Origin of the sequence: Cryobacterium luteum (assembly GCF_900110125.1) — a bacterium.
Classification (GTDB): domain Bacteria; phylum Actinomycetota; class Actinomycetes; order Actinomycetales; family Microbacteriaceae; genus Cryobacterium; species Cryobacterium luteum.
The window spans coordinates 201,453-227,011 of the sequence record NZ_FOCN01000002.1 but is presented as its reverse complement, the minus strand read 5'-3'; the positions used below and the strand labels follow the sequence as shown (position 1 = coordinate 227,011).

Here is a 25,559-nt window from a genome sequence, read left to right as displayed (position 1 = left end):
CAACCTGCGCCCGGTCGCTCCGAGGGAGGCTCCGCCCCCTTTTTCGGACGGGGCCCGGGCCCCGTCCCTGGGCCCAGTTTATAAGCTGGGCCCGAGTGCATAAAGTGGGCCCGGTCGGCAACAGAACGGATGCTGCGGCTCGGCTAGGGATTGCGCGGCCAGAGCGGGGAGTCGAGGGTGCTCTCGAGATCGGCGAGCAGGGCCTGCACCTGCGGCTCGACATACTGCGCGATCGCCGCGAGCAGGCGCGGCCGCTCGTGCGCGAGCTGGGCGCACACGCGAAGCCCGACCTGGGTCGCAAATTCATCGGCGAGCCGCATCTCGGCCTTCAGCGCGGCCTTCTCCTCGGCAGTGAGCGGCGGAAGGGGGTCGGGGGTCACTGCGGCGCTGTGCTCGGGGCCGTGGGTGTGGTCGGCGTCATCGGGCGCCAGGACCGGAGGAGGCTTCGGCTGGGGTTCGGGGGGCTGCTGGTCGGCGAGCTCGCTGAACGTGAAGAGGTAGGGGGCATCCGCTGCCGGTTGGGGGTCGAGGTCGAGGCCGAGAAACTCCGGGTCGAGGCCCTCGGCGGGCCGGTAAGCCTGAGCAGATTCGCGGCGCTCACTCAGATTGAGCTCGTGCGCGAGCAGGGGCAGGTTGAGTTCGGTGTACTCGTCGACCGAGGCGTCGATCACGATCTTCATGCGCATTGACAGGGCGTGTTGCACGACGTGGGGAACGTCGACGGCGAGCCCGGCGGAGGCGACGATCGGTGAGCCGAAGCATTGGCGGCAGAGTCTGGCGCGTCCGCGGTGCGTTGCGGGGCGCCACCGGGTGATCCAACGCAGCCAATTCTCAACCTCGTGGTTGACGCGCGACTCGATGGACCTTTCCATAGTGCCTAAGGGTACTCGTAACGCGTTCTTCGCGAGATGCCAACAATGGCCCCATGACTGGTCGTACACCCCGCGAGATGCCAACAATGGCCCCATGAATCAACTTCAAGGGGCCATTTGTGGCACCTCGCGCAGCGTCATACCTCGCGCAGCGTGACACCTCGCGCAGCGGATGCCGATAACGGGCATGCCGGGCCGCCCAGGCAGCTCTAGTGGTCGTCGTTCTTCTGCCACGGCCACTCGGGAGCGCCGGATCCCGACGGCTTGGCGAGCAACACGACGAAGAACAGGAACGCGATCAGCCAACCGCTCACCGCCACGGCGATCGCGAACGGGCCCATCATCTCTCCGCCGATGAAGACGACGGAACGAAAGAGTTCGCCGGCGCCGAGGCTGTAGAACACTCCCCCGGACAGGCAATAGCCGAGGTACGCGGCAACGCCGGCCATGAAGATCGGCAGCGGCGGAACGTGCGTAAGGCGTTCGGGTGAGCGCAGCACCGCGCCGAGAACGACCCAGACCAGCGCGAGGACCGCGGTGGTGACCATGATGGGGCCGAGAAGAGCGCCGGCATCCGTCTCGTTGATGACGTCGCGATTGAGCAGCAGGCTGAGCACCCCGAACGCCGCCACGATGAGGGCCACGTACAGGGCCACCGAGAAGGCCGCCATGGTGATCGCGTACTTTCGGTATTCCCGCATGGCTCCAGCGTAGGCCCGCGGGGCGTAGCGCGACACCCAGCGGATGCCGAGGCCCGGCCGGCGCGAGCCCGCCCGGCCTGGCGCGAGCCCAACGTCGGACGGGGCCTGGGCCCCGTCCCCGGGCCCGGTTTATAGACTGGGCCCACGGTCCGGGCCCGGGCCCCGTCCGCAAGCAGGAGGGCCGGGGCCGACAACCACGAAGCCCCGGCTGCCATCAGGGTAGCCGGGGCGTGGGAGCGAAGCCGGGGGTTACGGGCGCGAAGCCGGGGCTTGGGAGCGAAACCCGGCGTTACGGGCGGGTGAGGTGTGGACCGTCGGCGAGCAGGCGCTCGTATTCGGTGCGCGACTCGAGGTTCTTGGCGGTGACGCGGCGACCGCGGCGGGCGATCCAGGCTCCCGCCCAGATCGGTACCTCGCGGGCGATGAGCGCGGCGGCGATCGCACCGGGATTGAGCCACAGGGTGCCCACGATGCGGCCAATTTCAGCCGGGCTGAGGCCGTCGGCCCGTCCGTCGAACACGAGGCCGAGCAGCGCACCGCCGATGTAGGCGAAATAAACCACAACAGCGACGAGAAATCCGAACAGCACGTAGGCCCACCAGCCGCCCCGATTGACCAGCGAGATGAGAGCGGCAAAGGCGAGGAAGAAGAAAATGATGGGGATGTAGAAGAGCGGGAGCAGAGCGACGCTGCTAAATCCGTCGACGGTCGCCGCGATCGATGTGCTCGTCACACCGATGATAATGAACGCCGCGACGGCGTAGAGCACCGCGAAGACGACGGTGGCGAGCAAGGCGATGAGAATGCCGCCGCCCCGGTTGCTGCGGTCCTTCGGCTTGGTCGGTGCCTGCACGTAGATCGGTGACTGAGTCGGCGGGGTGTACGTCGGAGCGGCGGCAACGGGAACGTCTTCGACCGGCTGTTCCACGGCGGCAGCCGTTGCCACAATGCGCTCCTCCGGCACGATCTGCACGACCGGCTCGGAGTCGAACGCCGTGCTCGTGGCCGGAACGGTCGCGGCGGGAGTATAGGAATCGGCGTAGTCATCGGCGAGGCTCGGCGCGTCGGCCTCAGCCGGCGAGACCGGGGCGGCCGTCGACATGGGTGCCAGGTTGCGGGTTGCCGCCGAGGCGGACTGGGCGTCGGCGCGCTCAGCCGCGCTCAGGTTGGCGTTGATGGCGTCATAGTCGATGACGATGGGCTCCTGCTCCGGCACAACCGGCACGGCATGCTCGGGCGCACCGCTCTGGTCGCTGGAACCGTGCTCGGCCGGGCTCAGATCGGGCGCTGCGGCAGCATCCGTTTCAGGGTTCTTCTTGCCGTCGGTGGGCGTGTTGTCGCTCATGCTGAACTCCTCGTGGCCTTCGCCGTGACTGACTTCTACTGTACCAAGGGCGCAGCGAATGCCATGAAGACTCGGCGTGCCGCCGCATTATCCAGCGGATGCCGCCGCCGGCGCCACGAGAGAATAGACCAGCCCGGAGACGGTCGCGTTCACCAGGCCGGGCAGCGCGGGCGCCGCGACCGTGTCGAGGCCGCTGACCAGGAACAATCGGCTTCCGGATTGCAGACGGGCGACGAAGTCGAGCACCTCGTCGTAGCTGCCCGTGACGGTGACCTGCAGCGGGAAGGCCGCGAAGTTGGTTGCGTTGACCGCCGTGGTCGTGACAACCGCGGCCGGCACGACTGCCGGAACAACTGCCGGATCCGCCGGAACGGCCGCACCGTCCGCCGGCACTGCCGCCGCGGCGGGCAGGATCGGCGCGTAGGCCACCGCCTCGGTCACGGTCATTCCGGTCAGGGTGAGACCGGCGGCCAGGGCCTCGGCGTCGAGCTGGTCGACCAGGGCCGGCATCATTGAACCGCTCGGCACCGACTCGGCGAGCGCATCCGCTGTCGTGGTGAGGGCGTCGAGGTTGGCGAAGTCATGCTTGAGGCGGGCGAGCAGGGCGACGTGCCCCGTATTCGTCGCCTGCACGGCGGCGCGACTCGCGTTGGCCGCGTTCATGGTCTCCAGCTGGGGCTGAATGCCCAGCAGAACGCCGAGAACGACAATGACGCTCGTCACCAGCGCCGAGCCGATGAGCCAGAGTTTGTTGTGATTCATGGCTGCTTCTCTTCCGTTGAATCTTTCGTCGGGTCAAAACGATGCGCGAAGGCCAGGTCGTTGACGTGCATGGTGATGGTGACCGTGTAGATACCGGTGGTCTGGTCGAGCGAGACCGAGCCGGGCAGGGCGTCGGCGAACCCGTCGAGTCGGCCGAGCGCGCTGAGCCAGGCCGGAATATCCGGCAGCAGGGTACTCGTGGCGGTGAACGACACCGTCGCCACCCGCAGGCCCTGCAACGGCGCGGTCGCCTGGCCGTAGGCCGCGAGCGGCGTCGCCGAGTCAACCTGCACGGAGCTGATCGCCACGCTGCGCGGCAGGGTGCCCTGCACGGCCCCCAGGTATTCCTTCCAGTCGATCTCGGTGGAGGCCCCCACCCGCTGCGCCGCCTCGGTGAGCGTGACCTGGTTTTGCAGGGCCCGCACGGCAAAGTACCCGGCCTGGTCGGTCAGCAGCGTTTCGGTGCGCGCCTGCTCGCTGGCCAGGTCAGCCTGGGCTGTCAGCGAGAGCGCCGTGGCCGAGCCCACGAGCAGACCCATGACCACGGCCACCCCGACGACGCCGAGGCTCAGTCGTCGCCGTTGCCGCTGGGCCCGCCGCTCCGCGCGCACTTCGGGCGGCAGCAGGTCGAGCCGCTGGTCGCCGCCGATGACGAGCTCGTCGTCTTTCGCGCGGCGATTCATGCGGCACGCCCGAGCGCAAGTCCGAGGGCAACCGTGTAAGCGGCGCTGCTGAGGCGCAGCCCCTCCGCGTCGAGAGCGGATGCCAGCCCCACCGTCGATAACGGATCTCCCGTGGACACCCCCAGCCGGGTGAGTTTCGACACGGCTTCCGGAAGTCCCGGCAGGCGGGCTCCCCCGCCGCTGAGCACGATCGCGGTCACCGGATCGCTCGGCCGGGTGCTCGCATAGTAACTGAGGGTGTTGACCACACTGCCCAGCTGGTCGTTCATGACCTCGGCGATGATGTGGGCGCCGGCCGCGTCGATCGGGCCGGATCCGCCGGCGATGACCCCGTCGAAGGAGACTTCCTGGCGGGGCGCGGCGTTGGTCGCGGCCAGCAGGCCGACGCGACGCTTGAGCAGGTCGGCGGTGGCGGCATCCGTTTTCAGACCGGCGGCGAGCGCCCGGGTAACGTCGTCGCCTCCGGTGGGGATGATGCGCACGAACTGCGGCACGCCCTGCCGGGTGATAACCACGCTCGTGGTGGTGGCACCGAGGTCGATCACGGCGACGACGCCGTCCATGCCGGGGCGGGTGACCAGCAGGCGACTGACCGCGAACGGAATGAGGTCGACGTCGATCGTGGTGAGGCCGGCCAGCCGGGCCGCCGACACGTTGGCGACCACTGCAGCTTTGACCGCCGCGATGAGCAGGCCGTTCACCGTTGGCCCGTGCTCGGTGGTGGATTCGGAGATGGGATAGAAGTCGAGCAGGGCGTCGGCGACGGGAACCGGGAGCAGGTCCTGCACCTCAAACGGCAGCGACTGGCGAATGCGGGCCAGCGACATTTTGGGCACGCTCAGGTCGCGGGCGAGCACCCGCTGGCTACCCATGCCGAGCACGACCTGGCGGGAACGAAACCCGCCACCCGACCAGAGCGCCTTGAGAGCGGCCGCGACGGTATGCGGTTCGAGCACCTCGCCGCCGCTGACGGCGCCGGTCGGCAGTGGCACCTCGTGGTAGCGCAGCACGGTGGGCCGGGTCTTGCCGGGGTTTCGAACCTCCACGGCGCGCAGATGCGCGGTGCCGATGTCTATTCCTACGACGTTCTGGGCCACGAGGAGTGCTCCTTATATATAGGGACGGGTGAACTGACGAGTGGATGCTGGGCGCGGCCGGTCATTACGGAACCGTCGCACCCCGCGCGGTGAACGCCGAACTCACTTCAACCAGCAGGTTCACGCTGTAGCGGGCCGACACCGGCGAGAGGAATTTGGGCGGCGCAATGTAGCGAAAGCGCGGATCGTAAGTGTAGTTCTTGGTGTAACCGTTGCTGCCGGAGCGCACGATCCCGCGGTACTTCTGTGCGAGGGAACCGTTGATGGTGAGCGTTCCCTGCGCGCCGCCGCGGTCGTAGTTCTGCACCTGAATGGTGTGGTCGAGCGAGAGCATGGCCGCGTCGATGCGCCGATTGTCAGGCAGGATGGCGCCGCCTGCACCGCGGCCAACCCCCGGGCAAATCACCCCATGCGTACTGTCGCAGTACGGGTTCCAAACCCAGATGGCATTCTGCGCGACCAGCCCGAGCACGTCGGTGGATGCATCCGAATAAATGATGTCGCCGGTGACGTAGAGAAAGTTGTCGGTGGCGATGGTCATCGTGCCGTCCAGGGTTCCCTTGACGAAGGCATCACCCCTGCGGCAGTCATAGGACCGGGCGCTTGGCGCGGTTTCATGCGTCACGGGAAAGCCGATTCCGTTGCCGACGGAGCAGGTGGCCGCGCTTTGGCCGCTCGGCCAGTCGGTGCTGCTCGTATAGTTCGGATCAGTCACGACGCCCGGAACGCTCTGGACGAAGAGCAGGTTCGCGTTCAACACCGGGACGGTGGCGCCGGCCGTAGAGCCGAGCTGGCCATTGGCATTTCCCGGTAGGCCGCAGGCCGCCGGCGTGCTGCCCGACGTCGCCGGGTCCCCGACGATGCGGGTCTTCTTGGTCCAGGGCGAACGGATGGTCATGGTGCCCGAGCTATTCAGTACGATGCTGGTCGGGCCGGTGTAGAGGCAACCCGGAGCGTCGATACCGGCGTCGGTCCGGGTTTCCTGCTTGAGCTGCATGTTGGTAGCCGGCATCGCGATGACCGGGCTGGTCGTCGGCTGGCCGCCGTTGAATACTTGACCGGAGCAGGCGGCGCCGTTCGAATTCTGTTTGAGGTAATTCGACCCGGTCGGCCCCGGGCTTCCGGTGGTGATCAGCCCGTTGAACGTGGCATCACAGATGCGGATGGTGTCATTGGAGTGCGCCGGACCGTTGATGACGTCGCCGCCGCCGAAGGCGATATCGCTACACGGTACTGAGCGGCCCGCCCAGGCATAGGTGTCGGCGCAGGCGGTCAGGCCGCTCTGTTCCGGATCCTGGATCTCATAGATCGTGAAATAGAGGTAGTCAATGAACCCGTCCTGGCGCAGGTTGGCAACGATGCTACGGGTGGAGGTGCCCACCCGGCCGGTGGAGCGGATGCGCAGAACGCCCGAGGCGGAATAGACGGAGTTGTCGACCTCGTATCGGTAGCTGGCCGTGCCGCCGCTGCCGGCGACGCTGCCCCAGCCGCCCGCGGCTCCCACGTCGAACGCGGGATTGGGCACAGAGGGAGGCGTCAGAGCGCTTCCGACGCTGAAGGCGGCGGCCGAGTTGCCATAATGAAAGTAGGTGTTGTCGTTGGCGAGGCGGCTTTCGTAGTCGGCGACCCCGGCATAGGCGGCGGCCATTGCGCCGTTCCAGTTTTGATCACTCGTGGCCTTGAGGCTGCCGCTGACCGAGAACGTCATAGCGGTGGCGACGAGCGTGAGCAGCAGCAGCCCGAGGCCGATCACGACGACGAGCGCCGCGCCGCGTTCGGAAGCGGCGTCCGGTTCATTCGGCCCGCGCCCGAGGCGCGCGCGAGCTGCGCGCACGAAGGCGGAGCCGCGCGCGTTCGACCGGGCGCTCATGGCCGGGCCGCCAGAGCCACGTTGGGCATACCGACCGTATTCTGCAGGGTGACCGCGCTGCGCGCATCTGTCGGGCTGGCCTGCACGGTGAGATTCACCGAAATGGCGGCGATGCTGCGCAGCTCGGTGGCTGTGAAGGCACCGGCGCTGGCCACGGGCACCCCCGCGCTGTCCAGGTAGCGAAACAGTGCGGTGCCGCCCGGCGCGACGCTCTCGGCGACGATGCGCGACGACTGGGGCGACGTTTCGAAGGAGAAGAATCCGCCGGCGAGCGCGATCGACGCCCAGCGGGTCTCGATTAGGCGCCGGTCGGCGTCGACCGCCAGCTGAATTTTCACCGGCCGCTGCGCCGACATGCCGAGGTTGACGTAGGCGTACAGGGTGAGCGCTTCCGCGGTCGCCTCCTCGACGGCCGGGTCGGAGAGCGGATGCCCCGCCACGGGGTTCGCCGTGGCCGCGCGGATGACCCGAGCCACCTCGTTCATACCGTTGGACACCTGTCGGGTATTACTGCCGAGCGACTTGGCCTGATCGAGCGACCGGGTCGCAGAGATGTACAGTCCGGAGATCATGGTCAGAAGCACGCCGAGCAGCACCATCGAGACGAGCAGTTCAACGAGGGAGAGCCCGCTCTCCCGGTTGCCTGCCCGCAGCAGCTGCCAGCGCGTCACGGGGCCACGACCAGGCGCGGGTCCAGCGTAACGACGGACCCGGCAATGCTGCCGCGAGTGAGTAGGACCAGGTTCGCCGCCGGGACCGGTGCGATTGTCGTGGCGCTGGAGGCACCAGAGAACAGTGCGAATGAACCGAACGGGAGGCCGAGTTGGGCCGAGGGGCCGGCGGGCAGCGGCCCGAAGCTGAAGGTGGTCTCGAGAGCGCAGCCGGGGTCTCCGGCCGCAACTCCGGCCGGCTGTGAGACGGCCAGCAGGTACTGCCCGGCCAGGCCGGACACGGTCAGCACGCCGAGCGGTACGTCCACGCTCGCGCCGCCACCGGGCAGCGTGGCGACCTGGGCCGCCGCCGTGCCGATCGCGCCGTCGGGGGCCGGCGTCGTCCAGGCCGCCGGATCGACCGCGACGCAGCCGTTCGTGGTGGGCGTGGGTGCCACGTAGCTGCCCGCGAACACCTGATAGCCTGACGCGAATGGATGCAGCCGAACCGCTTGAGTGGTGGCGGTATTAGCATTCAGGGGCGTATAGGCGGCATAGGTGCTGCGCCAGGTTGTGTGCAGGTCGTTCGGGAGCAGGGTGGTTCCCGAGGTCACGTTCGTGCCGTAGCTGGCCGTAATCGTGCCGGCCAGGTCATAGGCGAAGGCAACGGATGCTGCTCCCCCGGCCGCAACGCCGACGGTCATCGTCGACGAGCTCGCCTGGTTCTTGTCGACGAAGTTCGGTCGGGACGCGCTCACGTCGTACGTGCCGGGTTTGACCTTGAGCAGATAGCTGCAACCCTGCGCATCCGTTGCCGTTGGGGTCTCGGTCAAGGTTGCAGCAGCATTGGGCACGACGCCAGGCACGGCGGAGATGGCCACACCGGCGGCGCCGCTGCCGGAAGCGGTCAGCACCGAGACGAGGATGGTGCCGAGGCCGGGATCGTTGATGCGGCTGCCAGGGGCGAGGGCGCTGTCGGCGCGAACGACCGGGGTCGTTGCGCGCATGCTGTCCCAGGTGACGGAGACGTTGACGCGGCGGTAGCGCAGCTGGCCGCCGCCGGATCCGCAGTTGCCGTCGGCACCGGTGGTGGTTTCCCAGTCGGTGGAGCGGTGCACGCTGAAGGTCGTGCCGTTCTGCACGACGGTGGTGGTGCGGTCGAGCACGCTGAACACGTCGCCCGCCGATCGGGCCAGATCGATCTCCTGCGCTGCGAGGTTGGTGGCGGCTTCGCGCGACCGGGCGTCGTTGCTGAGGTAGAGCGAGATGACGATGCCGTAGCCAACGCCGACGGCGATGATCGCGAAAATCATCATGGCCACAAGGACTTCAATGAGACTGATACCGGCGTCGTTGCTGTTGTTGCCGCTGGCTTTTCGGGCGAGGCGGCGGCCCAGGTGACGGAGCAGAGCTTTCACGTGAGCCTCCTTCGCGAGGTTTGGGATGAGGGTGAGACCGCGCGGCCGGGGCGACCCGAAGGCCCACCCCGGCTCACGCCGATATGAGAAGTGAAGCTGTGCAGAGCAATGAGCGCTGCGGCCAGCGGATGCGGCGGCCGGGCCGGCGCATCCGCTCGCGTGGCTTAGAAGGTGCAGCCGGTGGGCGCAGGGGTGGTGGTGTTGTTGGTGATGCCGAGGGACTGGGTCACGTAGTACTTGACCGAAGTCGAGCTCGTGGCGCCGATGCAGAAGGTCGACGTAGAGAGGTTCTTGTAGGTGATCGTGGTCGTGTTCGGGCCCTTGGTATAGCCGTAGCTCGCGATGGTCGGCATCGCCGTGAACAGGGCGGTGGCCGGCATAGCACCGGTCTCGGTCTGCAGCGCGATGATGGCGGTCTTGGCGTTGGCGAGGTCGCTCTTGACGCTCGCGTCCTTGGCGTTGTTCTGCACTCCCAGGTAGACCGGGATGGCGATGGCCGCGAGGATTCCGATGATGATCACGACGACGAGCAGCTCGATCAACGTGAACCCTCTCTGGTTCTCGGTGAAGCGTGCGCGGCGCAGGTTGAGGGAAGCGAGCAGGCGAGTGAGCATGGGGGTATCCATTCGGGTTGGAGTGGGTGGTGCGAAAGCGAGCCGGGTAAGGACTCGTGATGCTGTGAGCTGTAAAGTGGTGCTGGGTGATTCTTCCGATCGAGGGTGCGATCGGAGCTTCAGATTAGGGGCGAGAATTTCTCGAGCACGACCCACATTTGCGGGTGATTTGGGTATTACCCACCCCCATAACGAACGCCACCCGAACGGGGCAGATCAAACCGGCTGCGGGCACGCCAAACGCCCCCGCCGGAGCGGGGGTCAGAAGGCAGTCACCGCCTACTTGATCATGCTCGCAATGCTGAAGATGGGCAGGTACAGGGCAATAACCATGCCGCCGATGACGACACCGAGAAACGCGATCAACAGGGGCTCGATCATGGCGGTGAGCTGTTCGGTAGCCGCGTGCACCTCCTGGTCGTAGAAGTCGGCGATCTTGTCGAGCATCAGCTGCAGCGTGCCCGCGTCTTCGCCGACCGCGATCATCTGGGTGACCATGGCGGGAAAGATCGAATGCTCCTGCAGCGGCTCGGAGACCGACTGACCGCGACGCACGCCCTCGGCCACCTCGGTGAGGGCGTGTTCGATGGCCCAGTTGCCGCTGGTCTCCCCCACGATCTTGAGCGCCTGCAGAATGGGCACGCCGGCGCCGAGCATGTTGGCGAAGTTGCGGCTGAACCTGGCCACAGAGATTTTCTTCTGCAGCGGTCCGAACACCGGCAGTTTCAGCCGCAGGGGGTCGAGCGTTTGCCGCACCCGGTCCGTGTGCTTGTTCTTGCGCCACCACAGGGCAAACGCGACGCCCACCACGAGACCGATCGGCACCACATAGATCATGCTCTGCGACATCGTCACGAGCAGTTGCGTGGGCAGCGGCAGGGCCCCGCCCAGACCGGCGAACATGTCCTGAAAGATGGGCACGATGAAGATCAGCATGATCATCACGGCCGCGAGTGACATGGCGAGCACGATCACCGGGTAGGTCATGGCCGACTTGATGGTGCCGCGCAGCTTGACCTCCTTCTCGAAGTTCTCGGCGATCGAGTTCAGCGCCCGGTCGAGAAAACCACCGGTCTCGCCGGCCCGCACCATGTTCACCATGATCGGCGGGAAGGCGAGCGGATGCTTCGCGAGCGCCTCCGAGATCGACTGCCCGGCTTCGACGTCGTCCCGCACAAGAGCGAGCACCGCCGCGAGCGGTTTGCTCTCGGTCTGCTCCGTGAGAATGCGGAGGGCCCGCAGCAGCGACAGTCCGGCCGAGATCATGGTGGCGAACTGTCGGCTCAGAATGGCGAGGTCTTTCAGGCGAACGCCGCGGGAGAAGCCCGGCAGCGAGACGGACCGCGCCAGGCCGGTGGCCGGCGCGGCCGGCGCGATCGAGACGGGCGCGATGCCCTGCGCGTTCAGTCGCGTCGCCACCTGCCCCGGGGTGACCCCGTCGATGCGGCCCTTCACGTTCTTGCCGGTGGTGTCGCGGCCGGTGTAGCTGAAGGCGACGGGCGCCGGCATCAGATCACTGCCCGGGCGAACCCGGCGTTGTAGTCGGCCTCGCGGCCGGTGTCATAACCGGCGCTGGCGGGGGCGCTGTACCCGGCACTCGCGCCGGCGAAGACGAACCCGCCGCCGCCGGCGACCGGGTCGGTGCGATGCACGAGCAGATCGAGCCCGTCGGCATCGTGCGCTTTCGCGAGCGCGGCCTTGCGAGTGATCTGCCCGGTGTTCACGAGTTCGGCGAGATGCTGGTCCATGGTGTGCATGCCGCGTTCGCGCCCGGTCTGCATCATCGACTCGATCTGGTGCGTATTGCCCTCGCGAATAAGGTTCGCAATGGCCGGCGTGGTCACGAGTACCTCCGTTGCAGCCACCCGGCCGGAGCCGTTGGCCCACTTCACCAGGGTCTGGCAGACCACGCCCTGCAGAGTCTGGGCGAGCTGCGCCCGCACCTGGTTCTGCTGGTGTGGCGGAAACACGTCGATGATGCGGTCGATGGTCTGCGCCGCGCTCTGCGTGTGCAGCGTCGCGAACACGAGGTGCCCCGTCTCGGCGGCGGTCAGCGCCACCTGAATGGTCTCGAGGTCACGCAGCTCTCCGATGAGAATCACATCGGGGTCCTGCCGCAGTACGTGTTTCAGAGCGGATGCGAAACTCGCCGTATCGTGCCCCACCTCGCGTTGGGTTACCAGCGACTTCTTGTGCGCGTGCAGAAATTCGATCGGGTCTTCCACGGTGACGATGTGATCGGAGCGGGTGCTGTTCACGAGGTCGACGAGGGCGGCCAGGGTGGTGGACTTTCCAGAGCCGGTGGGGCCGGCCACGAGCACGAGGCCGCGGGGCAGGGCGGAGAACGCCGCCACGGACTCGGGAATGCCGAGCGCTTTGAGGTCTTTGAGCTCACTCGGGATGAGCCGAAAAACCGCGCCGAGCGCGCCGCGCTGCTGGTGTACATTCACTCGAAACCGGCTGGTGGCAGTGTCGTTCGGGTTGGCAGCGCGCAGCGTGTACGCGAAGTCGAGTTCGTGGTCACGATCGAAGATCTGCTGTTGAGCGCGGGTGAGGATGCTGCGGATGGCCAGGCTCATCTTCTCGCTCGACCAGGCCGGCGAAATGCCCACGGCACCCAGCTCACCGTCACGACGAATGGTCGGCGGGGCGCCGACGGCAACGTGCAGGTCGGAAGCCTGTCCCAGCACGACCTCGTTGAGCGCCTCGATCAGGTCGGCGTCGGGTTCACCGAGCACGTCGGGCAGCGCGGGCAGGCCGGGCATCGTCGGGCCGCCGAACGGTCTGCGATCCTCGGGAATGCTGCGGAGCGCCATTCGAGTGCGCCGGCGCTTCGACGGGAGCACGTGCACTTCGCCCTCGTGCGTGGCGTTGACGGTGGCACTGGCAGAGACCGGAGTGAAGTCGGTCAGGCCCGCAGGCCAGGGGGTGCTGGTGAACAGGGCTGACGTTTTCGGGTCGTCCATGAGCGAATCCTTTTCGAAAGCAAGCGTCGGGTACGTATTGCCGCAAAACAGGTACGGCCGTGCGGGTGGTGCGCGGCCGGTCGTCGAGGGACGACGACCGGCCGGTGCAGACCGTTGCGAGAGTAAAGCCAGAGGGTAAGTCTTGCTCGCGAAGGTCTGCGTAAGGCGTAACGCTAGGGACGCGGCTCCCTCGGCGGTAGTCCCGCAATCTGGGGGTGCGTGCGGGTGTTGTCAGGCCACGACGCGCAGAATTTCTTCGATCGTGGTCAGGCCGAGCTGCACTTTCTGCCAGCCGTCCTGGCGCAGGGAGATCATGCCCTCGGTGCGGGCGACCCGGCCGATTTCAGCGCTCGACGCGCGCGCCACGGCGAGCCGCTCAATCTCTTCCGAGACGATCATGACCTCATGAATGGCGATGCGACCGCGGTAGCCCGTGTTCGAACAGTGCTGGCATCCGTTTGCCTGAAACAGTGTCGCAACCGGCAGCGTGCGTTCGAGAACGAAGTTGACACTCGCCAGATAAGCGGCGTCGTGTTCGGCCGGCTTCTTGCACCGATCGCAGAGCCTTCTGGCCAGCCGCTGGGCCACGACACAGTCGAGGGCACTGCCCACCAGAAAGGGTTCGATTCCCATCTCGGTCAGCCGGGTGATCGCGCTCGGGGCATCGTTGGTGTGCAGGGTCGACAGCACGAGGTGGCCGGTCAGTGACGCTTCAATGGCGATCTGGGCGGTCTCGCGGTCGCGAATCTCACCGACCAGAACCACGTCGGGATCGCAGCGCAGAATGGCGCGCAGGGCGCTGGCAAAAGTGAGGCCGGCCTTGATATTCACCTGAATCTGGTTGATGCCCGGCATGCGGTATTCCACCGGGTCTTCGACCGTGATCACGTTGATCTGCGGCCGCGCAATAGTGTTCACGGTCGTGTACAGGGTGGTAGATTTTCCCGATCCGGTCGGTCCGGTCACAAGAATCATTCCGTAGGGCTTGCTATAGGACTTCTCGTAGGCCGCCTGATTGGTTTCCAGCAGGTTGAGGTCGCCCAGGCTCAGACTGGTCGTTGAGTTGTCGAGAATGCGCATGACGATCTTCTCGCCCCACACCGTGGGCAGCGTCGCCACCCGCAGGTCGATTTTGCGCCCGTCATGGGTGACGGACATGCGGCCATCCTGCGGTTTGCGCCGCTCGGCGATATCGATGTCGGCCATGATCTTCAGCCGAGAGATCACACCGTTCTGGGTGCTCTTGGGGGCGCTGTGCATTTCGTGCAGCACCCCGTCGATGCGATAGCGCACATCCACGTGGTGCTCGCCAGGCTCGATGTGAATATCGGAGGCCCGATCGGCAATGGCCTGGCTCACGATCACATTGACGAAGCGCACAATGGGCGCCTCATCAAGCGAATCGGCGGCACCGAACTCGACGGGCGTCACCGGCGCTTGTTCCTGCTCGAGCGACGTCGACAGGTCGGTCAGTTCGTCGTCGACCCGGTAATAGCGGATGATGGCGGCGCGCAGGTCAGCCCGCTCGACCACAACCGGCCGCACCGGCAAGTGCGCCGCCTCGCGCACGTCGTCGAGGGCGAACACATTGCCGGGATCGACCATGGCGAGGGTGAGGTGGCCGTCGCTGACACTCAGCGGCAGCACGTCGTGGCGGGAGCACAGGGCAGCGGTGACGAGGGTCACCGCTGCCCGTTCCACCGCAAAGTCGATCAGCTGAACGAAGGGCAGGCCGAGCTGCTCGGCGCGCGCGCGCGCAAACTGCACCTCCGAGATGATGCCCTGATCCACCAGGGCGCGCACGGCTCGGTCGTCGGCGGGGTTGCCGGCGCGCAGTGAATCGAGTTCTTCAATGGGCAATTCGCCGTGCAGAATGAGAATTTCGGTCAGGGTGGTCACGCTGAAGGCTCCCTCGGGTAGGGATTGTGGGTGCACAACAGTGAGACGGGGCGCTCCGAATGGGTGGTTCGGTGCCGTCCAGTTGTGCGTGTGGCGCTACGCTAGCGGCGCTCGTCAGCGCGGGGTAGTCCCGCGATCTGGGGGTCTTCGACCCTAGTCGGTGGCGGCGTCCGTGGGCAGCACGTAGATTTGGGCGGTGATCGTTCCCGTAACGGCATCCGCTTCGCCGGTGAAAGCGGTGTCGAACGCGGTGACCGAGACGAGGCGCTCGCCGTGCCGCAGCGCGTCGATGAAGTCGAGAACGCCGTCATAGCTGCCGCCGACCGACAGAGAAACGGGAATGACGAGGAAAGGGGCCGAAGGTGCGGTCACGGTGGCCGGCGCGGTATCGGCAGTGGTGGTCGCAGCGACTGGGACGGCGGGGGGTTGCGGATCGCCCAACGAGATTTCTTCGAGTGTGACACCGAGCGGCGTGGCGCTCGTGGCGAGCTGCATGATGAATGCAGATGCGTTCACGTTTGCGGGGATCGATGCCTGCAACGCAGCCAGATCGTCTCGGATACCACCGATAGTGCTCGACCTCAGCACGAGGTCGTCGATGCGCGCCTGCGTGTCAAGGTTGGAAGTTTGAATGGTGTCTACCGCAGTGCGCGCGACATGTAGCGCTTCAAGCTGCGGCACGACGACGAGCACCCCACCCAGAAGAACGACGAGTGCGATCACGAAGGCAGCAGCATAGGAGATGGCCTTGTTGAGCGTCATCGGCTATTTCTCGCTTTCTTCAGCATTGCTCACATAGATGGCGTCATTCAGGTGCAGCGTGAGGGTGGCACTGTAGGTACCGGTCTCCGACCGTGACATGGCGCCCGGACTGGCGTCGACGAAGCCGACCAGCCCGTTCATCGCATCCAGCCACGCGGGAATACTCGGAAGGGTTGGACTGGTCAAGTTCATTTCGACCGTCGCCACCGCATCCGTTGGAACCACCACGTCCGTTTCAATACCGGCGTCCGTTGTGGCCGTGCTCACCGTGACCGAGTCGATCGTGACCCCGGCCGGCAGGGCATCAGTCACCGCACCGAGCTGTTCTTGCCAATCGATCTGCTCGGCTACCGCAATTTCGTGGGCGGCATTCGACTTGGCAAGGTCATTTTCTGCTTTGTTCAGTTCGTAGAATTGGTTCTCTTCACCGTGCAGAAGGGCCGTGCGATGTTGGGCGATTTTTAGGTCGGCGGTACCGGTACCGGCCAGACTCGCGACGAACAACATCCCCACGAGCACCGCTGCAAGCACAACGCCCACTGCGACGGCCAGGCGGCGCCGCAGACCCTTGGCGTGCCGACCTGCCGCAACCTCGGGCGGCATCAGGTCGGCGCGGGGTTCACCACCGATCTTCGTCTCGAGGCTGACACCCACCCGACTGCCGAGCGCCAGACCGACGGCCACCAGGAAGGTGCTCTGGGTGGCCCGCAGCGCCACCGGGTCGAGTTCGCTCCCCACGCCGATTCCGGTGGGGTCAGCGAAGACAATGGGCAGCTTGGCCAGCTCACTCAGCGCCGCATCGAAACCGAGCAGGTGGGTACCGCCGCCGGTGAGCACGATCTGCGTCACGGTGAGATCCAGGCGGCTGTTGCTGAAATAGCTCAGGGTGTTGCGCAGGCCCTCGAGCAGGTCATAGGTGACCTCCCGAATGATCGACGCAGCCTCCTCCTGGTCTGGCTCGGGCGAGCGGGTCAGGCCGACGGTGCGTTTGAGACTTTCGGCGGCCTCTTCATCGATGCCCAGCTGGGTCTTGAGGGCCTTGGTGAGGTCGTTGCCACCGGCCGGCAGCAACCGCACGAACTGCGGAATACCACCGTCGGTGATGACGACGCTGGTCTTGCCCGAGCCCACGTCGATCTGCGCGATCACGCGGTCGGTGTTTGTGCCGTGGGTGATGGCACGGCTCAGGGCGAACGGCATGAGATCCACCGCGATCGCCGACAGCTTGGCCGCCTTGGCCACCTTGAGGTTGGCCGCGACCACGTCTTTGGCTGCGGCAATCAACAGGCCCTTGATCTGCGGCCCGCTATCACCCTCGCCGGCAGTCTCCGAAATGGGGTAGAAGTCGAGCAGGGCGTCGTTCACCGGAAACGACAGCAAGTCCTGCACCTGAAACGGCAGAGATTCCCGAATACGCCGCATCGACATGCTGGGAACGCTGAGATTGCGCGCGACCACCCGGCTGTTTCCCATGCCGACCACCACATCGCGGCTGGAGAATTTGTCGGCACCCCACATGCGTTTGAGCGCCGCCGCGACGATCTCAACGTCGATGACCTCGCCGCGGAACACGGCGCCCACCGGCAACGGTTCTTCGAAATAGTGCAGCAGGGTGGGGGTGTCTGTGTCGGCCCCGCTCAGTTCAACGGCGCGAACGGTTGAGGTGCCGATGTCGATTCCGACGACGCGAGATCTCATTGCGTCTGCCTCCTACAGGGTTTCAGGGGTTCGTGGTGTCTGGAAAACGGGTGCTGCGTGCTGGGTGGCGCCGGGCATCCGCTCAGGCCAACCCGAAGAGTGCGAGATAGCCGGTGGCGAGCTGGTCGCCGGCGAAGATGCCGAGCCAGGCGCCGAGCAGCATCCACGGGCCGAAGGGAATGCTGCTCTTGCGGCCGGCCTTGCGTGAGGCCATCAGCAGCAGGCCGAACACCCCGCCGAGCAGAAACGCACCGAATGCTCCGACGAAGAGTGCGCCCCAGCCGAGCCAGCCGAGGTAGAGGCCGAGCACACCGGCCAGTTTCACATCGCCGAGGCCCATGCCGCCGGGCCGCACGAGCGCCAGCGCGAGGTACAGCGCGAACAGGCCGCCGCCGCCGATAGCCGCGCTAAGCAGGCGGCCCGGCTCGCCCGCCAGCAGAGCGGATGCGGCGAGCAACGCTCCCCCCACGAGATAGGCCGGCAGCACGATGGCATTGGGCAGGGTATGGGTGTCGAGGTCGATCAGCGCGAGGGCCACGCTGATGCTCGCGAGGTAAAGGAAGGCGACGGCCAGGAGGATCAGCGCGAGCAGGTCGGGCGTCTGGAGCGGCAGAGTGACGGTTGCGGCGACCCACCAGGCCACCGCCGCGAAGAACAGCGCCGTGCCGAGCTCGACCGCCGGGTAGCGCGCCGAGATGTGCGCGCCGCAGTCGCGGCAGCGGCCGCGCAGAATGAACCACGACACGACCGGAATGTTGTCCCACGGCCGGATGCGCGCTCCGCAGCTGCCGCAGGCGCTCGGCGGCGACACGATGGACTTCTTGGCCGGCACCCGGTAGATCACGACGTTGAGGAACGACCCGATGAGCGCGCCGAAGAACCCCACGATGACGACGAATACGCTAGCCATTCACATCCCGAATCGAGTCTCGCGGGCCCAGGGTAACCGTTCCCGAGGGGGTTCCCGCACCACCGGTCGAAGGCGCACCCGGAAACCCTACTTCAGCGTAGGTGTAGACGCCGGATGTGCCCAGGTGCACGGTGCCGCCCCAGATCTGGCCACGCCACTGAGTTGACGTGGAGATGTCTACGGCGCAGGGCGAATAGACCATCACATCAACATTGGGGTTCACCTTGAAGGACTGGCTGACTACGAAAGGACCGTCCTTCGCGTTGCAGGTCGGCTTGTTGTTGGGTGATCCGTCCGGAGTGACCAACCAGAGTTTATGTTTCGCAGCGGAATTGATCTGCGCGCTCTCACGAAATTTGAAACTCTCGGCGATAACCGCGATGTCGCTGCCTAGCGTGAGTACGCCAGCGCTTGCCACGTCAACTCCGGCCGCGCATTCGATGATACCCGGACGGCCGGCGAGGCTGTCGGCGGCCGCCTGCAATTCCGGCAAGCCGCACACACCTTCAATTCGATACACGCTCTCAAAGGATTTCCAGTGCGCCTGATCTTTCGGACTTTGTACCCTGATCTTGTTCGGGTTGTTGCTGTACTTGTAGTTGAGTTCGAACCACCCAGGATCCGCGACGTTGGATACAGGAGGAGGCTGGCTTCCCGACGCCGTTAGGACGCTGAGAATCGAACCAAGAAGGCCTGCTACAGAACCAGCCGTGAGAGTGCCCCCGATCTTCGTGCCAAGTCCAATGGTTGCTTTTCCTGAAACCCAAACATTGCCGATCACCTGCGCCGTGGACAGTGTGTTTAGTTTCGCAGCAATCAAGCTCTCGTGAATGATTGACGAACCTTCGACTTTGACTGCGCCGGAAGCCCACACGTCGCCGAATATGCCGCAGGATTCTCCGAGAGTTACGTCGCCCGCCTTGACGATGATGTCCACATTGTTCGCGCCCGAGCTGATGCAACTTGCGTTTCCCTCATGAACGTAAATTGTGGAATCTTTGGCGTGAATCGTCACAGACTCGATGACGGAGAAGCCTAGATGGGCGTAGATGGCAATGCCACCGGTCTTGGCGGATCTCGAGGTCTTCCCGGAGTAGATGGCTTCAACCGTACGCGTATTGTCAGACGCGCTGCCCGCACGTGCAGCGTTTTGGGCCGTGCCGGTGGAGACGACGCGAATAAGCGAAGCATCTGCCGGTGCGCAGCCCTCCTTCCAATCGGACGAGCCCCCCTGATAGGACAGGGTCACCGAGTAATTCGGAACGCCCTCTGACTGAATGTGTGCCCTCGTGCAGGGACCTGTCGACAGTTCGGCAGCGGCTGCATCGATACCGGCCTCGGCAGCGGCCTGTGCCTGCACGCCAGCCTGGGTTGCACCGCTGACGCCGATCGCCGACATGGTAGAGCCGACGATGGTGACGGAGATGATTCCGAAGACGGCCATAATTCCGACCACCGCGAGCAGGCTGCTCCCTCGCTCAGATTCGGGCAAGCGGTAATTCCTCAGTTGAAACATGCGGATGACTCCGATCCAGATTGGCGGGTGATGGTGGTCGACTCGATCAGAATGGGGGCATTCTTGCTACCGGCACCGACTGTGAAAGAAACAGCAACTTCGTTCAGGGGGCTGCCCGCACCCAGGAAGAAAGGTCTTGAAGCCTCACTCGGGCTGATGTCATCACCCAGCATCAGCCACCCGGCGAAACTGCCTGCGGCTGGAGGAGAAATGAAATTCAACTCGCCCGCAGCGGCACTCTTGTAGTAGACGGCACCACCATCAGCCGCTGTGTAAAACCATGCCTGGCAGGACTCTCCGGTCTCGCCGTCGCCTGTCTGGACCGTGGCCATGATCAGCATCTCGCTCCCGACGACCGGCGAGACAATTTTGATTGCATTCGCATTACGAACACCGGAGTGAATCGACTGCGAGATGAGCTGACCCGCGGACGCAGCTTCTGAGCGGGCGATCATGGTCTTCTGCGCCGAGAGGCTCGTGACCAGCATTCCCCCGACCAAAGAAAGGATGATCACGGAAAAGGCCGAGTAGATCAGTAGCTCCACGAGCGTGAAGCCTTGCTCGGCAATCGGCGCAGTGCGAGGTGTGAACATGGTCTGCTTAGCTCGATATGTAGATCAATGTCACGGCCTGGGATACGACCCTTGTGCTATCAGAGACCGACACCACAACTCTCGCGGTTTGCGCCTCACCCGCAGCCGGACAGACGACATCAACCTTGGCGGTCAGCCGATTGTCAGAGGGTGACGTCGGCTTGAAGTTTTTCAACGTCTGGCAGACCGGGTCAAGGTCTCGAATCTGTTCCATCTGCATTTCGACCAGCTGCGTGGCCGTTGCGAGTGTCGCGTTGGACGCCGACACCCGCATCGTTTGCATCAACAGCGGGAGAAAACCGATTGCAAGTAGGCCGAGCAGGAGCATCGAGATCATGATCTCGAGCATTCCAAACCCGTCATCGCGGTTCTCAGCGGACCACTCAAATTGAGCATTCATGGATTAACCAATCATTGCGACGCCCTGGTGCGGGCACAGGGATCGACCCCCACTATTGCCCGAGAGCGGGTTCTAGGCGCCTGGTTTGGCGGTCGTCGTGTCGGTGATGCTGTGTACGTTTGAGCCTGAGTTGTCAGTGCCGTAGTAACCCGTAATTTTGAAAGTCTCGCCCGCGGATGTACCTACTAGAAAAATCTTGTCACTCTTGGAGTAACCCTTGAGAACCGTGACTGCTCCTCCACCTTCGATGCCATTCAGCTCCGTGATCGCCGCGGCAACCGTGGAAGTTCCATCAATTACGGCGACGGCAATCGACGATTTTGCGTTGGTCAGCGCAGCCTGAACGGCGCTATCTTTCGCACCATCCTGCTGATTAAGGAAGATCGGGATGGCGACGGCGGACAGCACGCCGAGGATGAGCACCACAACGAGCAGCTCGATGAGGGTGAAGCCTTTGTCCTTGGTGCCGAGGGTGGCGCGCCTACGCGCGAGACCCGAAGTCAGTGTGCGAATCATGCGTGAATCCTTTGCGTTGATGAACGTTTTTAGCAGGAAGCCCATAAGCCCCTATACCCAAAAGGCTACGTCTTAAATGCACCCCCATCAGCGAAAAACCTGCCCCTCGATACCCCAAAAAGGGCTACAAATCGGCCAGTCTTCAACGCGGGTGATTGACGTTATTTCACGTAGTCGAAGATGGTGAACATGGGCAGGTACAGCGCTACGACCATGCCGCCAATGACGATGCCGATAAAGGCGATCATGAGCGGTTCAATGAGCGCGGTGAGCTGCTCGGTGGTGGCCTGCACCTCCTGGTCGTAGAAGTCCGCGATCTTGGTGAGCATCTGTTCCAGGGCTCCCGCGTCTTCTCCCACGGCGATCATCTGCGTGACCATGGCGGGAAACACCGGCTCGAGCGACAGCGGCCCGGCGATGGAGCGACCGAGGCTCACCGAGCTCTGCACCTTGCGCAGTGCGTTCTCCACCACCCAGTTGCCCGAGGTCTCCCCCACAATGGCGAGCGACTGCAGAATGGGCACGCCGGCCCCGATCATGGTGGCGAAGTTGCGACTGAACCGTGCCACGGCGAGCTTGGTGAGCAGGTCGCCGAACACGGGAAGCTTGAGCTTGACCGGGTCGATGATGCGGCGCACGCGGTCGGTGTGTTTGTTCTTGCGCCACCAGAACGCGAACACCACGCCGAGCACGATCAGCACCGGAGTCAGCCAGACCATGAGGCCCGACAGCACCACCAGAATTTGGGTGGGCAGCGGCAGCGCACCACCGAGGTCGGCGAACATGCCCTCGAACACCGGCACGATGAAGATGAGCATGCCGATCACCGCCACGACGGCCATGATCAGCACGATAACCGGGTAGGCGAGAGCCGATTTGATCGTGTCGCGCAGTTTCACCTCGGCCTCGAAGTTCTCGGCGATGGAGTTGAGGGAGTCTTCGAGAAACCCGCCGGTTTCGCCGGCCTTCACGAGGTTGATCATGATGGGCGGAAACACCGTTTTGTGTCGCACCATGGCGTCGGAGAGTGACAGCCCGGTCTCGACGTCGGTGCGAATGGTCGTGAGCACCGCGGCCAGCTGCGTCTGCGTGGTCTGCTCGGCCAGGATGTACAGGGTGCGCAGCAGGGTGAGCCCCGCCGAGGTCATGGTGGCCATCTGGCGGCTCATCACGGCGAGGTCTTTCAGGCTCACACCACGGCTGATGCCGGGAATACGAATGTCGCGGTTCAGCCCGGTCTTGGCCGCCACCTCCACGATGGAGATGGGCGACAGGCCGAGCGAGCGCAGGCGCAGAATCGCGGCGCCTTCGGTCTTGGCCGTGAGCCGCCCCTTGACGACCTTGTCGGTCGAGTCCCGCCCGCGGTAGGCCCAGGACAGCGTGCTGTCCATTACAAGCCTCCGTCGGAGTAGGCATCGTGAAAGTCGATGTTCGCGGCGCGGGCGCCGGTGCCGAAATCGATGTTGGCGCTGCGGTGATCGGCGCCGGCGGGTGCACCGACCCGGTGGATGAGCTGGTCGAGGCCGATGGTGTCTTGCGCCTGTTCCTCGGCCACCTCGCGGGTGATGACGCCGTTATTGACGAGGTCGGCCAGGTGCTGATCCATGGTGTGCATGCCGAGCGCGCGCCCGGACTGCATCGCCGTGCTCAGCTGGTGGATCTTGCCTTCCCGAATGAGGTTGGAGACCGCCGGCGTGGTGACGAGCACCTCGGTGGCCACCACCCGGCCGCCGCCGATCTTCTTCACGAGCGTCTGGCAGACCACGCCCATCAGGGTGATGGCGAGCTGCGTGCGCACCTGCGCCTGCTGGTGCGGCGGAAACACATCGATCAGGCGGTCGATGGTCTGGGCGGCATCCTGCGTGTGCAGGGTGGCGAACACGAGGTGCCCGGTTTCGGCGGCGGTCAGGGCCACCGAAATGGTTTCGAGGTCGCGCAATTCGCCGATCAGAATGACATCCGGGTCTTGCCGCAGCACGTGTTTGAGCGCGTCAGCAAAGCTGTGCGTGTCATGGCCCACCTCGCGTTGGTTCACGAGCGACATACGGTGCTTGTGCATGAACTCGATCGGGTCTTCGACGGTGACGATATGGTCGGCCCTGGTGCGGTTGACCACGTCGATGAGCGCGGCCAGGGTCGTGGACTTACCCGAACCGGTGGGACCGGTCACCAGAACGAGGCCGCGCGGAAGGTGAGCGAACCGGGCGACCGTCTCGGGCACCCCGAGCTGGACCAGCGATTTGATCTCACGCGGAATCAGTCGAAAGGCCCCGCCCACCGAATTACGCTGCAGGTAGTAGTTGACCCGAAAGCGGGCCCCGCCGGCCGTGTAGGCGAAGTCGAGTTCGAGGTCACGGTCGAAGGTGGCGCGTTCCTGCGGGGTCAGCAGGCTGTACAGGGCCGAGGAGACCTTTTCAACCGGCCATTCCTGGTCTCCCTCGATGGCACACAGGGTGCCGTCGATCCGGATGCGCGGAGCGGCTCCGACGGTGACGTGCAGATCCGAGGCCCCGCGTTCGAGAACCTCGTGCAGCGCGGCCAGCAGGTCGGGGTCAGGCGACGACACGCAACACCTCGTCAATCGAGGTCAGGCCGAGACGCACCTTGGCCCAGCCGTCGTCGAGCAGGGTGATCATGCCCTGTTTGCGGGCGGCGGCGGCGATCTCCCCGCTGGAGGCACGCGCGATGGTGAGGCGTTCCACTTCGGGGGAGACCGTCATCACTTCGTGCACCGCGACCCGGCCGCGGTATCCCGTGTGCGAGCAGGCGGTGCATCCGCTCGGCACGTAGATGGTCGGCGGGGTGTCGGTGTGGTTGTGGCCGAAACCGAGGCCGGCGAGTTCGTGCTGGTCGCGACGATCGACGACCTTGCAGCGTTCACAGAGCCGCCGGGCCAGGCGCTGGGCCACCACACAGGTGATCGCCGAGCCCACCAGAAACGGCTCGATCCCCATCTCGACCAGGCGAGTCATGGCGCTCGGCGCATCGTTGGTGTGCAGGGTGGAGAGCACGAGGTGGCCGGTGAGCGAAGCCTCGATGGCGATCTTCGCGGTCTCCTGGTCGCGAATCTCACCGAGCAGCACCACGTCGGGGTCGGAGCGCAGAATGGAACGCAGCGCCACGGCAAAGGTGAGGCCCGCCTTGCGGTTCACCTGCACCTGGTTGATTCCCGGCATGCGGTATTCCACCGGGTCTTCCACGGTGATCACGTTGATCTCGGGTTTGGAGATGGCGCTCAGGGTCGTGTACAGCGTGGTGGACTTGCCCGACCCGGTCGGCCCGGTCACCAGAATCATTCCGTTGGGCTTGGTGTACGCCATCTTGTATTCATCGCGGTTCTCCACGAGCATGTTCAGGTCGTTCATGCTCATGCGCGAGGTGGCGTTGTCAAGAATGCGCAGGACCACCTTTTCACCCCAGACCGTGGGCAGAATGGCAACACGCAGGTCGATTTTGCGCCCATTGTGGGAGACCGACATGCGGCCGTCCTGCGGTTTGCGCCGCTCGGCAATGTCGATCTCGCTCATGATCTTGATGCGGGAGATGACGCCGCTTTGAATGTTCTTCGGTGCTGACGGCATTTCGTGCAGCACACCGTCGATGCGATAGCGGATGCGCAGGCTGAGTTCGGCCGGTTCAATGTGAATGTCGGAGGCTTTGTCCTGGATGGCCTGGGAGACCAGCAGGTTGACGAAACGCACGATGGGCGCGGCGTCTTCGGCGGCCTCGGCGTCGCTGAGCGAGTCGTCGTCGGGCGCCGCCTGCTCTTCTTCGAAGGTGTTGGTGAGGTCGTTGAGCTCGTCGTCGGCGCGGTGATAGCGCGAGATCGCGGCCATGAGGTCGGAACGCTCCACGACGACCGGAGTCACGCGCATGCGGGCGGTTTCGCGCACATCGTCGAGGGCGAACACGTTGCCCGGGTCGACCATGGCCAGAATCAGCCGTTTGCCGTCGAACCCGATCGGCAGCACCTCGTCGCGGTGGCAGATGGCTACCGGAACCTTGGTCAGTGCCAGCTCGTCGACGGGATAGTCGAGCAGCTCAACGAACGGCAGGTTGGTCTGCTCGGCGCGGGCCCGAGCGAACTGCAGCTCGGAAATCACCCCGCTGGCGAGCAAGGCCCGCACTGCGGTCTCGTCGGCGGTATCACCGGCCGAGAGCGTGTCGGATTGTTCGGCCGGCAACAGGCCGTGCGAAATCAAAATCTCTGTCAGGCTCGACACGAAACGTGCCCCCAAGGTGTGACGCTGCTGCGGTTATCGCTCTGGCTCAGGCAGCTGCGCCAAG

Annotated in this window: 23 protein-coding genes; all 23 read right to left on the bottom strand. The window is 65.1% G+C overall.

Annotation, left to right across the window (positions count from 1 at the left end):
• Window positions 1-143: 143 nt before the first annotated feature.
• The 23 genes from BMW72_RS03260 to BMW72_RS03150 all read right to left on the bottom strand — a co-directional run bounded on the left by BMW72_RS03260 (window position 144) and on the right by BMW72_RS03150 (window position 25,495).
• Entirely contained in the window at window positions 144-872 is a 729-nt protein-coding gene (locus BMW72_RS03260; protein WP_092107217.1) for a hypothetical protein, read from the bottom strand.
• Between the two features lie 209 nt (window positions 873-1,081).
• The gene (locus BMW72_RS03255) at window positions 1,082-1,573 is read right to left on the bottom strand and encodes a DUF6121 family protein (protein ID WP_092107215.1); all 492 of its coding nucleotides are present in this window, start codon (window positions 1,571-1,573) and stop codon (window positions 1,082-1,084) included.
• A 289-nt stretch (window positions 1,574-1,862) separates the two neighbouring features.
• Complete coding sequence (locus tag BMW72_RS03250; RefSeq protein ID WP_092107213.1) at window positions 1,863-2,918, bottom strand: hypothetical protein; 1,056 nt, start codon at window positions 2,916-2,918, stop codon at window positions 1,863-1,865.
• 87 nt (window positions 2,919-3,005) lie between these two features.
• Complete coding sequence (locus tag BMW72_RS03245) at window positions 3,006-3,680, bottom strand: hypothetical protein (protein WP_092107211.1); 675 nt, start codon at window positions 3,678-3,680, stop codon at window positions 3,006-3,008.
• Complete coding sequence (locus BMW72_RS03240; RefSeq protein WP_174721730.1) at window positions 3,677-4,363, bottom strand: hypothetical protein; 687 nt, start codon at window positions 4,361-4,363, stop codon at window positions 3,677-3,679. Before BMW72_RS03240 ends, BMW72_RS03245 begins: the two co-directional genes overlap by 4 nt.
• Entirely contained in the window at window positions 4,360-5,460 is a 1,101-nt protein-coding gene (pilM, locus tag BMW72_RS03235) for a type IV pilus assembly protein PilM (protein ID WP_092107209.1), read from the bottom strand. Before pilM (BMW72_RS03235) ends, BMW72_RS03240 begins: the two co-directional genes overlap by 4 nt.
• Window positions 5,461-5,524: 64 nt before the next feature.
• On the bottom strand, window positions 5,525-7,330 hold the full coding sequence (locus BMW72_RS03230; protein ID WP_241983935.1) for a hypothetical protein: 1,806 nt from the start codon (window positions 7,328-7,330) through the stop codon (window positions 5,525-5,527).
• Entirely contained in the window at window positions 7,327-8,001 is a 675-nt protein-coding gene (locus BMW72_RS03225; protein WP_166787740.1) for a PilW family protein, read from the bottom strand. The genes BMW72_RS03230 and BMW72_RS03225 overlap by 4 nt, the downstream gene beginning before the upstream one ends.
• Window positions 7,998-9,398 carry a type II secretion system protein gene (locus BMW72_RS03220; RefSeq protein WP_134450381.1) on the bottom strand — a complete coding sequence of 467 codons (1,401 nt, stop codon included), beginning with the start codon at window positions 9,396-9,398 and terminating at the stop codon, window positions 7,998-8,000. The genes BMW72_RS03225 and BMW72_RS03220 overlap by 4 nt, the downstream gene beginning before the upstream one ends.
• Window positions 9,399-9,562: 164 nt before the next feature.
• Entirely contained in the window at window positions 9,563-10,012 is a 450-nt protein-coding gene (locus BMW72_RS19475; protein WP_092107203.1) for a type II secretion system protein, read from the bottom strand.
• Between the two features lie 279 nt (window positions 10,013-10,291).
• Window positions 10,292-11,521 (bottom strand): type II secretion system F family protein, encoded by a 1,230-nt coding sequence (locus BMW72_RS03210; protein ID WP_092107201.1) that lies wholly within the window; start codon window positions 11,519-11,521, stop codon window positions 10,292-10,294.
• On the bottom strand, window positions 11,521-12,978 hold the full coding sequence (locus tag BMW72_RS03205) for a type IV pilus twitching motility protein PilT (protein ID WP_277871550.1): 1,458 nt from the start codon (window positions 12,976-12,978) through the stop codon (window positions 11,521-11,523). The genes BMW72_RS03210 and BMW72_RS03205 overlap by 1 nt, the downstream gene beginning before the upstream one ends.
• Window positions 12,979-13,209: 231 nt before the next feature.
• Complete coding sequence (locus BMW72_RS03200) at window positions 13,210-14,877, bottom strand: GspE/PulE family protein (RefSeq protein ID WP_092107199.1); 1,668 nt, start codon at window positions 14,875-14,877, stop codon at window positions 13,210-13,212.
• Between the two features lie 153 nt (window positions 14,878-15,030).
• Window positions 15,031-15,639, bottom strand: coding sequence for a hypothetical protein (locus tag BMW72_RS03195; protein WP_092107197.1), 609 nt, complete (start codon window positions 15,637-15,639; stop codon window positions 15,031-15,033).
• Window positions 15,640-15,642: 3 nt separating this feature from the next.
• Entirely contained in the window at window positions 15,643-17,337 is a 1,695-nt protein-coding gene (gene pilM / locus BMW72_RS03190) for a type IV pilus assembly protein PilM (protein WP_092107195.1), read from the bottom strand.
• Between the two features lie 82 nt (window positions 17,338-17,419).
• A complete protein-coding gene (locus tag BMW72_RS03185; protein ID WP_092107193.1) occupies window positions 17,420-18,247 on the bottom strand; it encodes a prepilin peptidase in 828 nt (275 codons plus the stop codon).
• On the bottom strand, window positions 18,240-19,739 hold the full coding sequence (locus tag BMW72_RS03180; RefSeq protein WP_092107191.1) for a hypothetical protein: 1,500 nt from the start codon (window positions 19,737-19,739) through the stop codon (window positions 18,240-18,242). The genes BMW72_RS03185 and BMW72_RS03180 overlap by 8 nt, the downstream gene beginning before the upstream one ends.
• Before the next feature lie 11 nt (window positions 19,740-19,750).
• On the bottom strand, window positions 19,751-20,356 hold the full coding sequence (locus BMW72_RS03175; RefSeq protein WP_092107189.1) for a PilW family protein: 606 nt from the start codon (window positions 20,354-20,356) through the stop codon (window positions 19,751-19,753).
• A gap of 7 nt (window positions 20,357-20,363) precedes the next feature.
• Window positions 20,364-20,756 carry a type IV pilus modification PilV family protein gene (locus tag BMW72_RS03170; protein WP_479684264.1) on the bottom strand — a complete coding sequence of 131 codons (393 nt, stop codon included), beginning with the start codon at window positions 20,754-20,756 and terminating at the stop codon, window positions 20,364-20,366.
• A gap of 72 nt (window positions 20,757-20,828) precedes the next feature.
• Window positions 20,829-21,272, bottom strand: coding sequence for a prepilin-type N-terminal cleavage/methylation domain-containing protein (locus BMW72_RS03165; protein ID WP_092107185.1), 444 nt, complete (start codon window positions 21,270-21,272; stop codon window positions 20,829-20,831).
• A 161-nt stretch (window positions 21,273-21,433) separates the two neighbouring features.
• Window positions 21,434-22,663 carry a type II secretion system F family protein gene (locus tag BMW72_RS03160; protein ID WP_092107183.1) on the bottom strand — a complete coding sequence of 410 codons (1,230 nt, stop codon included), beginning with the start codon at window positions 22,661-22,663 and terminating at the stop codon, window positions 21,434-21,436.
• Complete coding sequence (locus tag BMW72_RS03155) at window positions 22,663-23,838, bottom strand: type IV pilus twitching motility protein PilT (protein ID WP_174843171.1); 1,176 nt, start codon at window positions 23,836-23,838, stop codon at window positions 22,663-22,665. Before BMW72_RS03155 ends, BMW72_RS03160 begins: the two co-directional genes overlap by 1 nt.
• The gene (locus BMW72_RS03150; protein WP_092107181.1) at window positions 23,825-25,495 is read right to left on the bottom strand and encodes a GspE/PulE family protein; all 1,671 of its coding nucleotides are present in this window, start codon (window positions 25,493-25,495) and stop codon (window positions 23,825-23,827) included. Before BMW72_RS03150 ends, BMW72_RS03155 begins: the two co-directional genes overlap by 14 nt.
• Between the last annotated feature and the right edge of the window lie 64 nt (window positions 25,496-25,559).

Excerpts from the sequence above, each read along its gene's own strand:
- pilM (WP_092107195.1), bottom strand. The coding sequence starts at position 17,337 with ATGAGATCTCGCGTCGTCGGAATCGACATCGGCACCTCAACCGTTCGC.
- BMW72_RS03175 (WP_092107189.1), bottom strand. The coding sequence starts at position 20,356 with ATGTTCACACCTCGCACTGCGCCGATTGCCGAGCAAGGCTTCACGCTC.
- BMW72_RS03210 (WP_092107201.1), bottom strand. The coding sequence starts at position 11,521 with ATGCCGGCGCCCGTCGCCTTCAGCTACACCGGCCGCGACACCACCGGC.
- BMW72_RS19475 (WP_092107203.1), bottom strand. The coding sequence starts at position 10,012 with ATGCTCACTCGCCTGCTCGCTTCCCTCAACCTGCGCCGCGCACGCTTC.
- BMW72_RS03250 (WP_092107213.1), bottom strand. The coding sequence starts at position 2,918 with ATGAGCGACAACACGCCCACCGACGGCAAGAAGAACCCTGAAACGGAT.
- BMW72_RS03245 (WP_092107211.1), bottom strand. The coding sequence starts at position 3,680 with ATGAATCACAACAAACTCTGGCTCATCGGCTCGGCGCTGGTGACGAGC.
- BMW72_RS03255 (WP_092107215.1), bottom strand. The coding sequence starts at position 1,573 with ATGCGGGAATACCGAAAGTACGCGATCACCATGGCGGCCTTCTCGGTG.
- BMW72_RS03260 (WP_092107217.1), bottom strand. The coding sequence starts at position 872 with ATGGAAAGGTCCATCGAGTCGCGCGTCAACCACGAGGTTGAGAATTGG.
- BMW72_RS03160 (WP_092107183.1), bottom strand. The coding sequence starts at position 22,663 with ATGGACAGCACGCTGTCCTGGGCCTACCGCGGGCGGGACTCGACCGAC.
- BMW72_RS03230 (WP_241983935.1), bottom strand. The coding sequence starts at position 7,330 with ATGAGCGCCCGGTCGAACGCGCGCGGCTCCGCCTTCGTGCGCGCAGCT.
- BMW72_RS03195 (WP_092107197.1), bottom strand. The coding sequence starts at position 15,639 with ATGACGCTCAACAAGGCCATCTCCTATGCTGCTGCCTTCGTGATCGCA.
- BMW72_RS03165 (WP_092107185.1), bottom strand. The coding sequence starts at position 21,272 with ATGATTCGCACACTGACTTCGGGTCTCGCGCGTAGGCGCGCCACCCTC.
- BMW72_RS03240 (WP_174721730.1), bottom strand. The coding sequence starts at position 4,363 with ATGAATCGCCGCGCGAAAGACGACGAGCTCGTCATCGGCGGCGACCAG.
- BMW72_RS03185 (WP_092107193.1), bottom strand. The coding sequence starts at position 18,247 with ATGGCTAGCGTATTCGTCGTCATCGTGGGGTTCTTCGGCGCGCTCATC.
- BMW72_RS03170 (WP_479684264.1), bottom strand. The coding sequence starts at position 20,756 with ATGAATGCTCAATTTGAGTGGTCCGCTGAGAACCGCGATGACGGGTTT.
- BMW72_RS03205 (WP_277871550.1), bottom strand. The coding sequence starts at position 12,978 with ATGGACGACCCGAAAACGTCAGCCCTGTTCACCAGCACCCCCTGGCCT.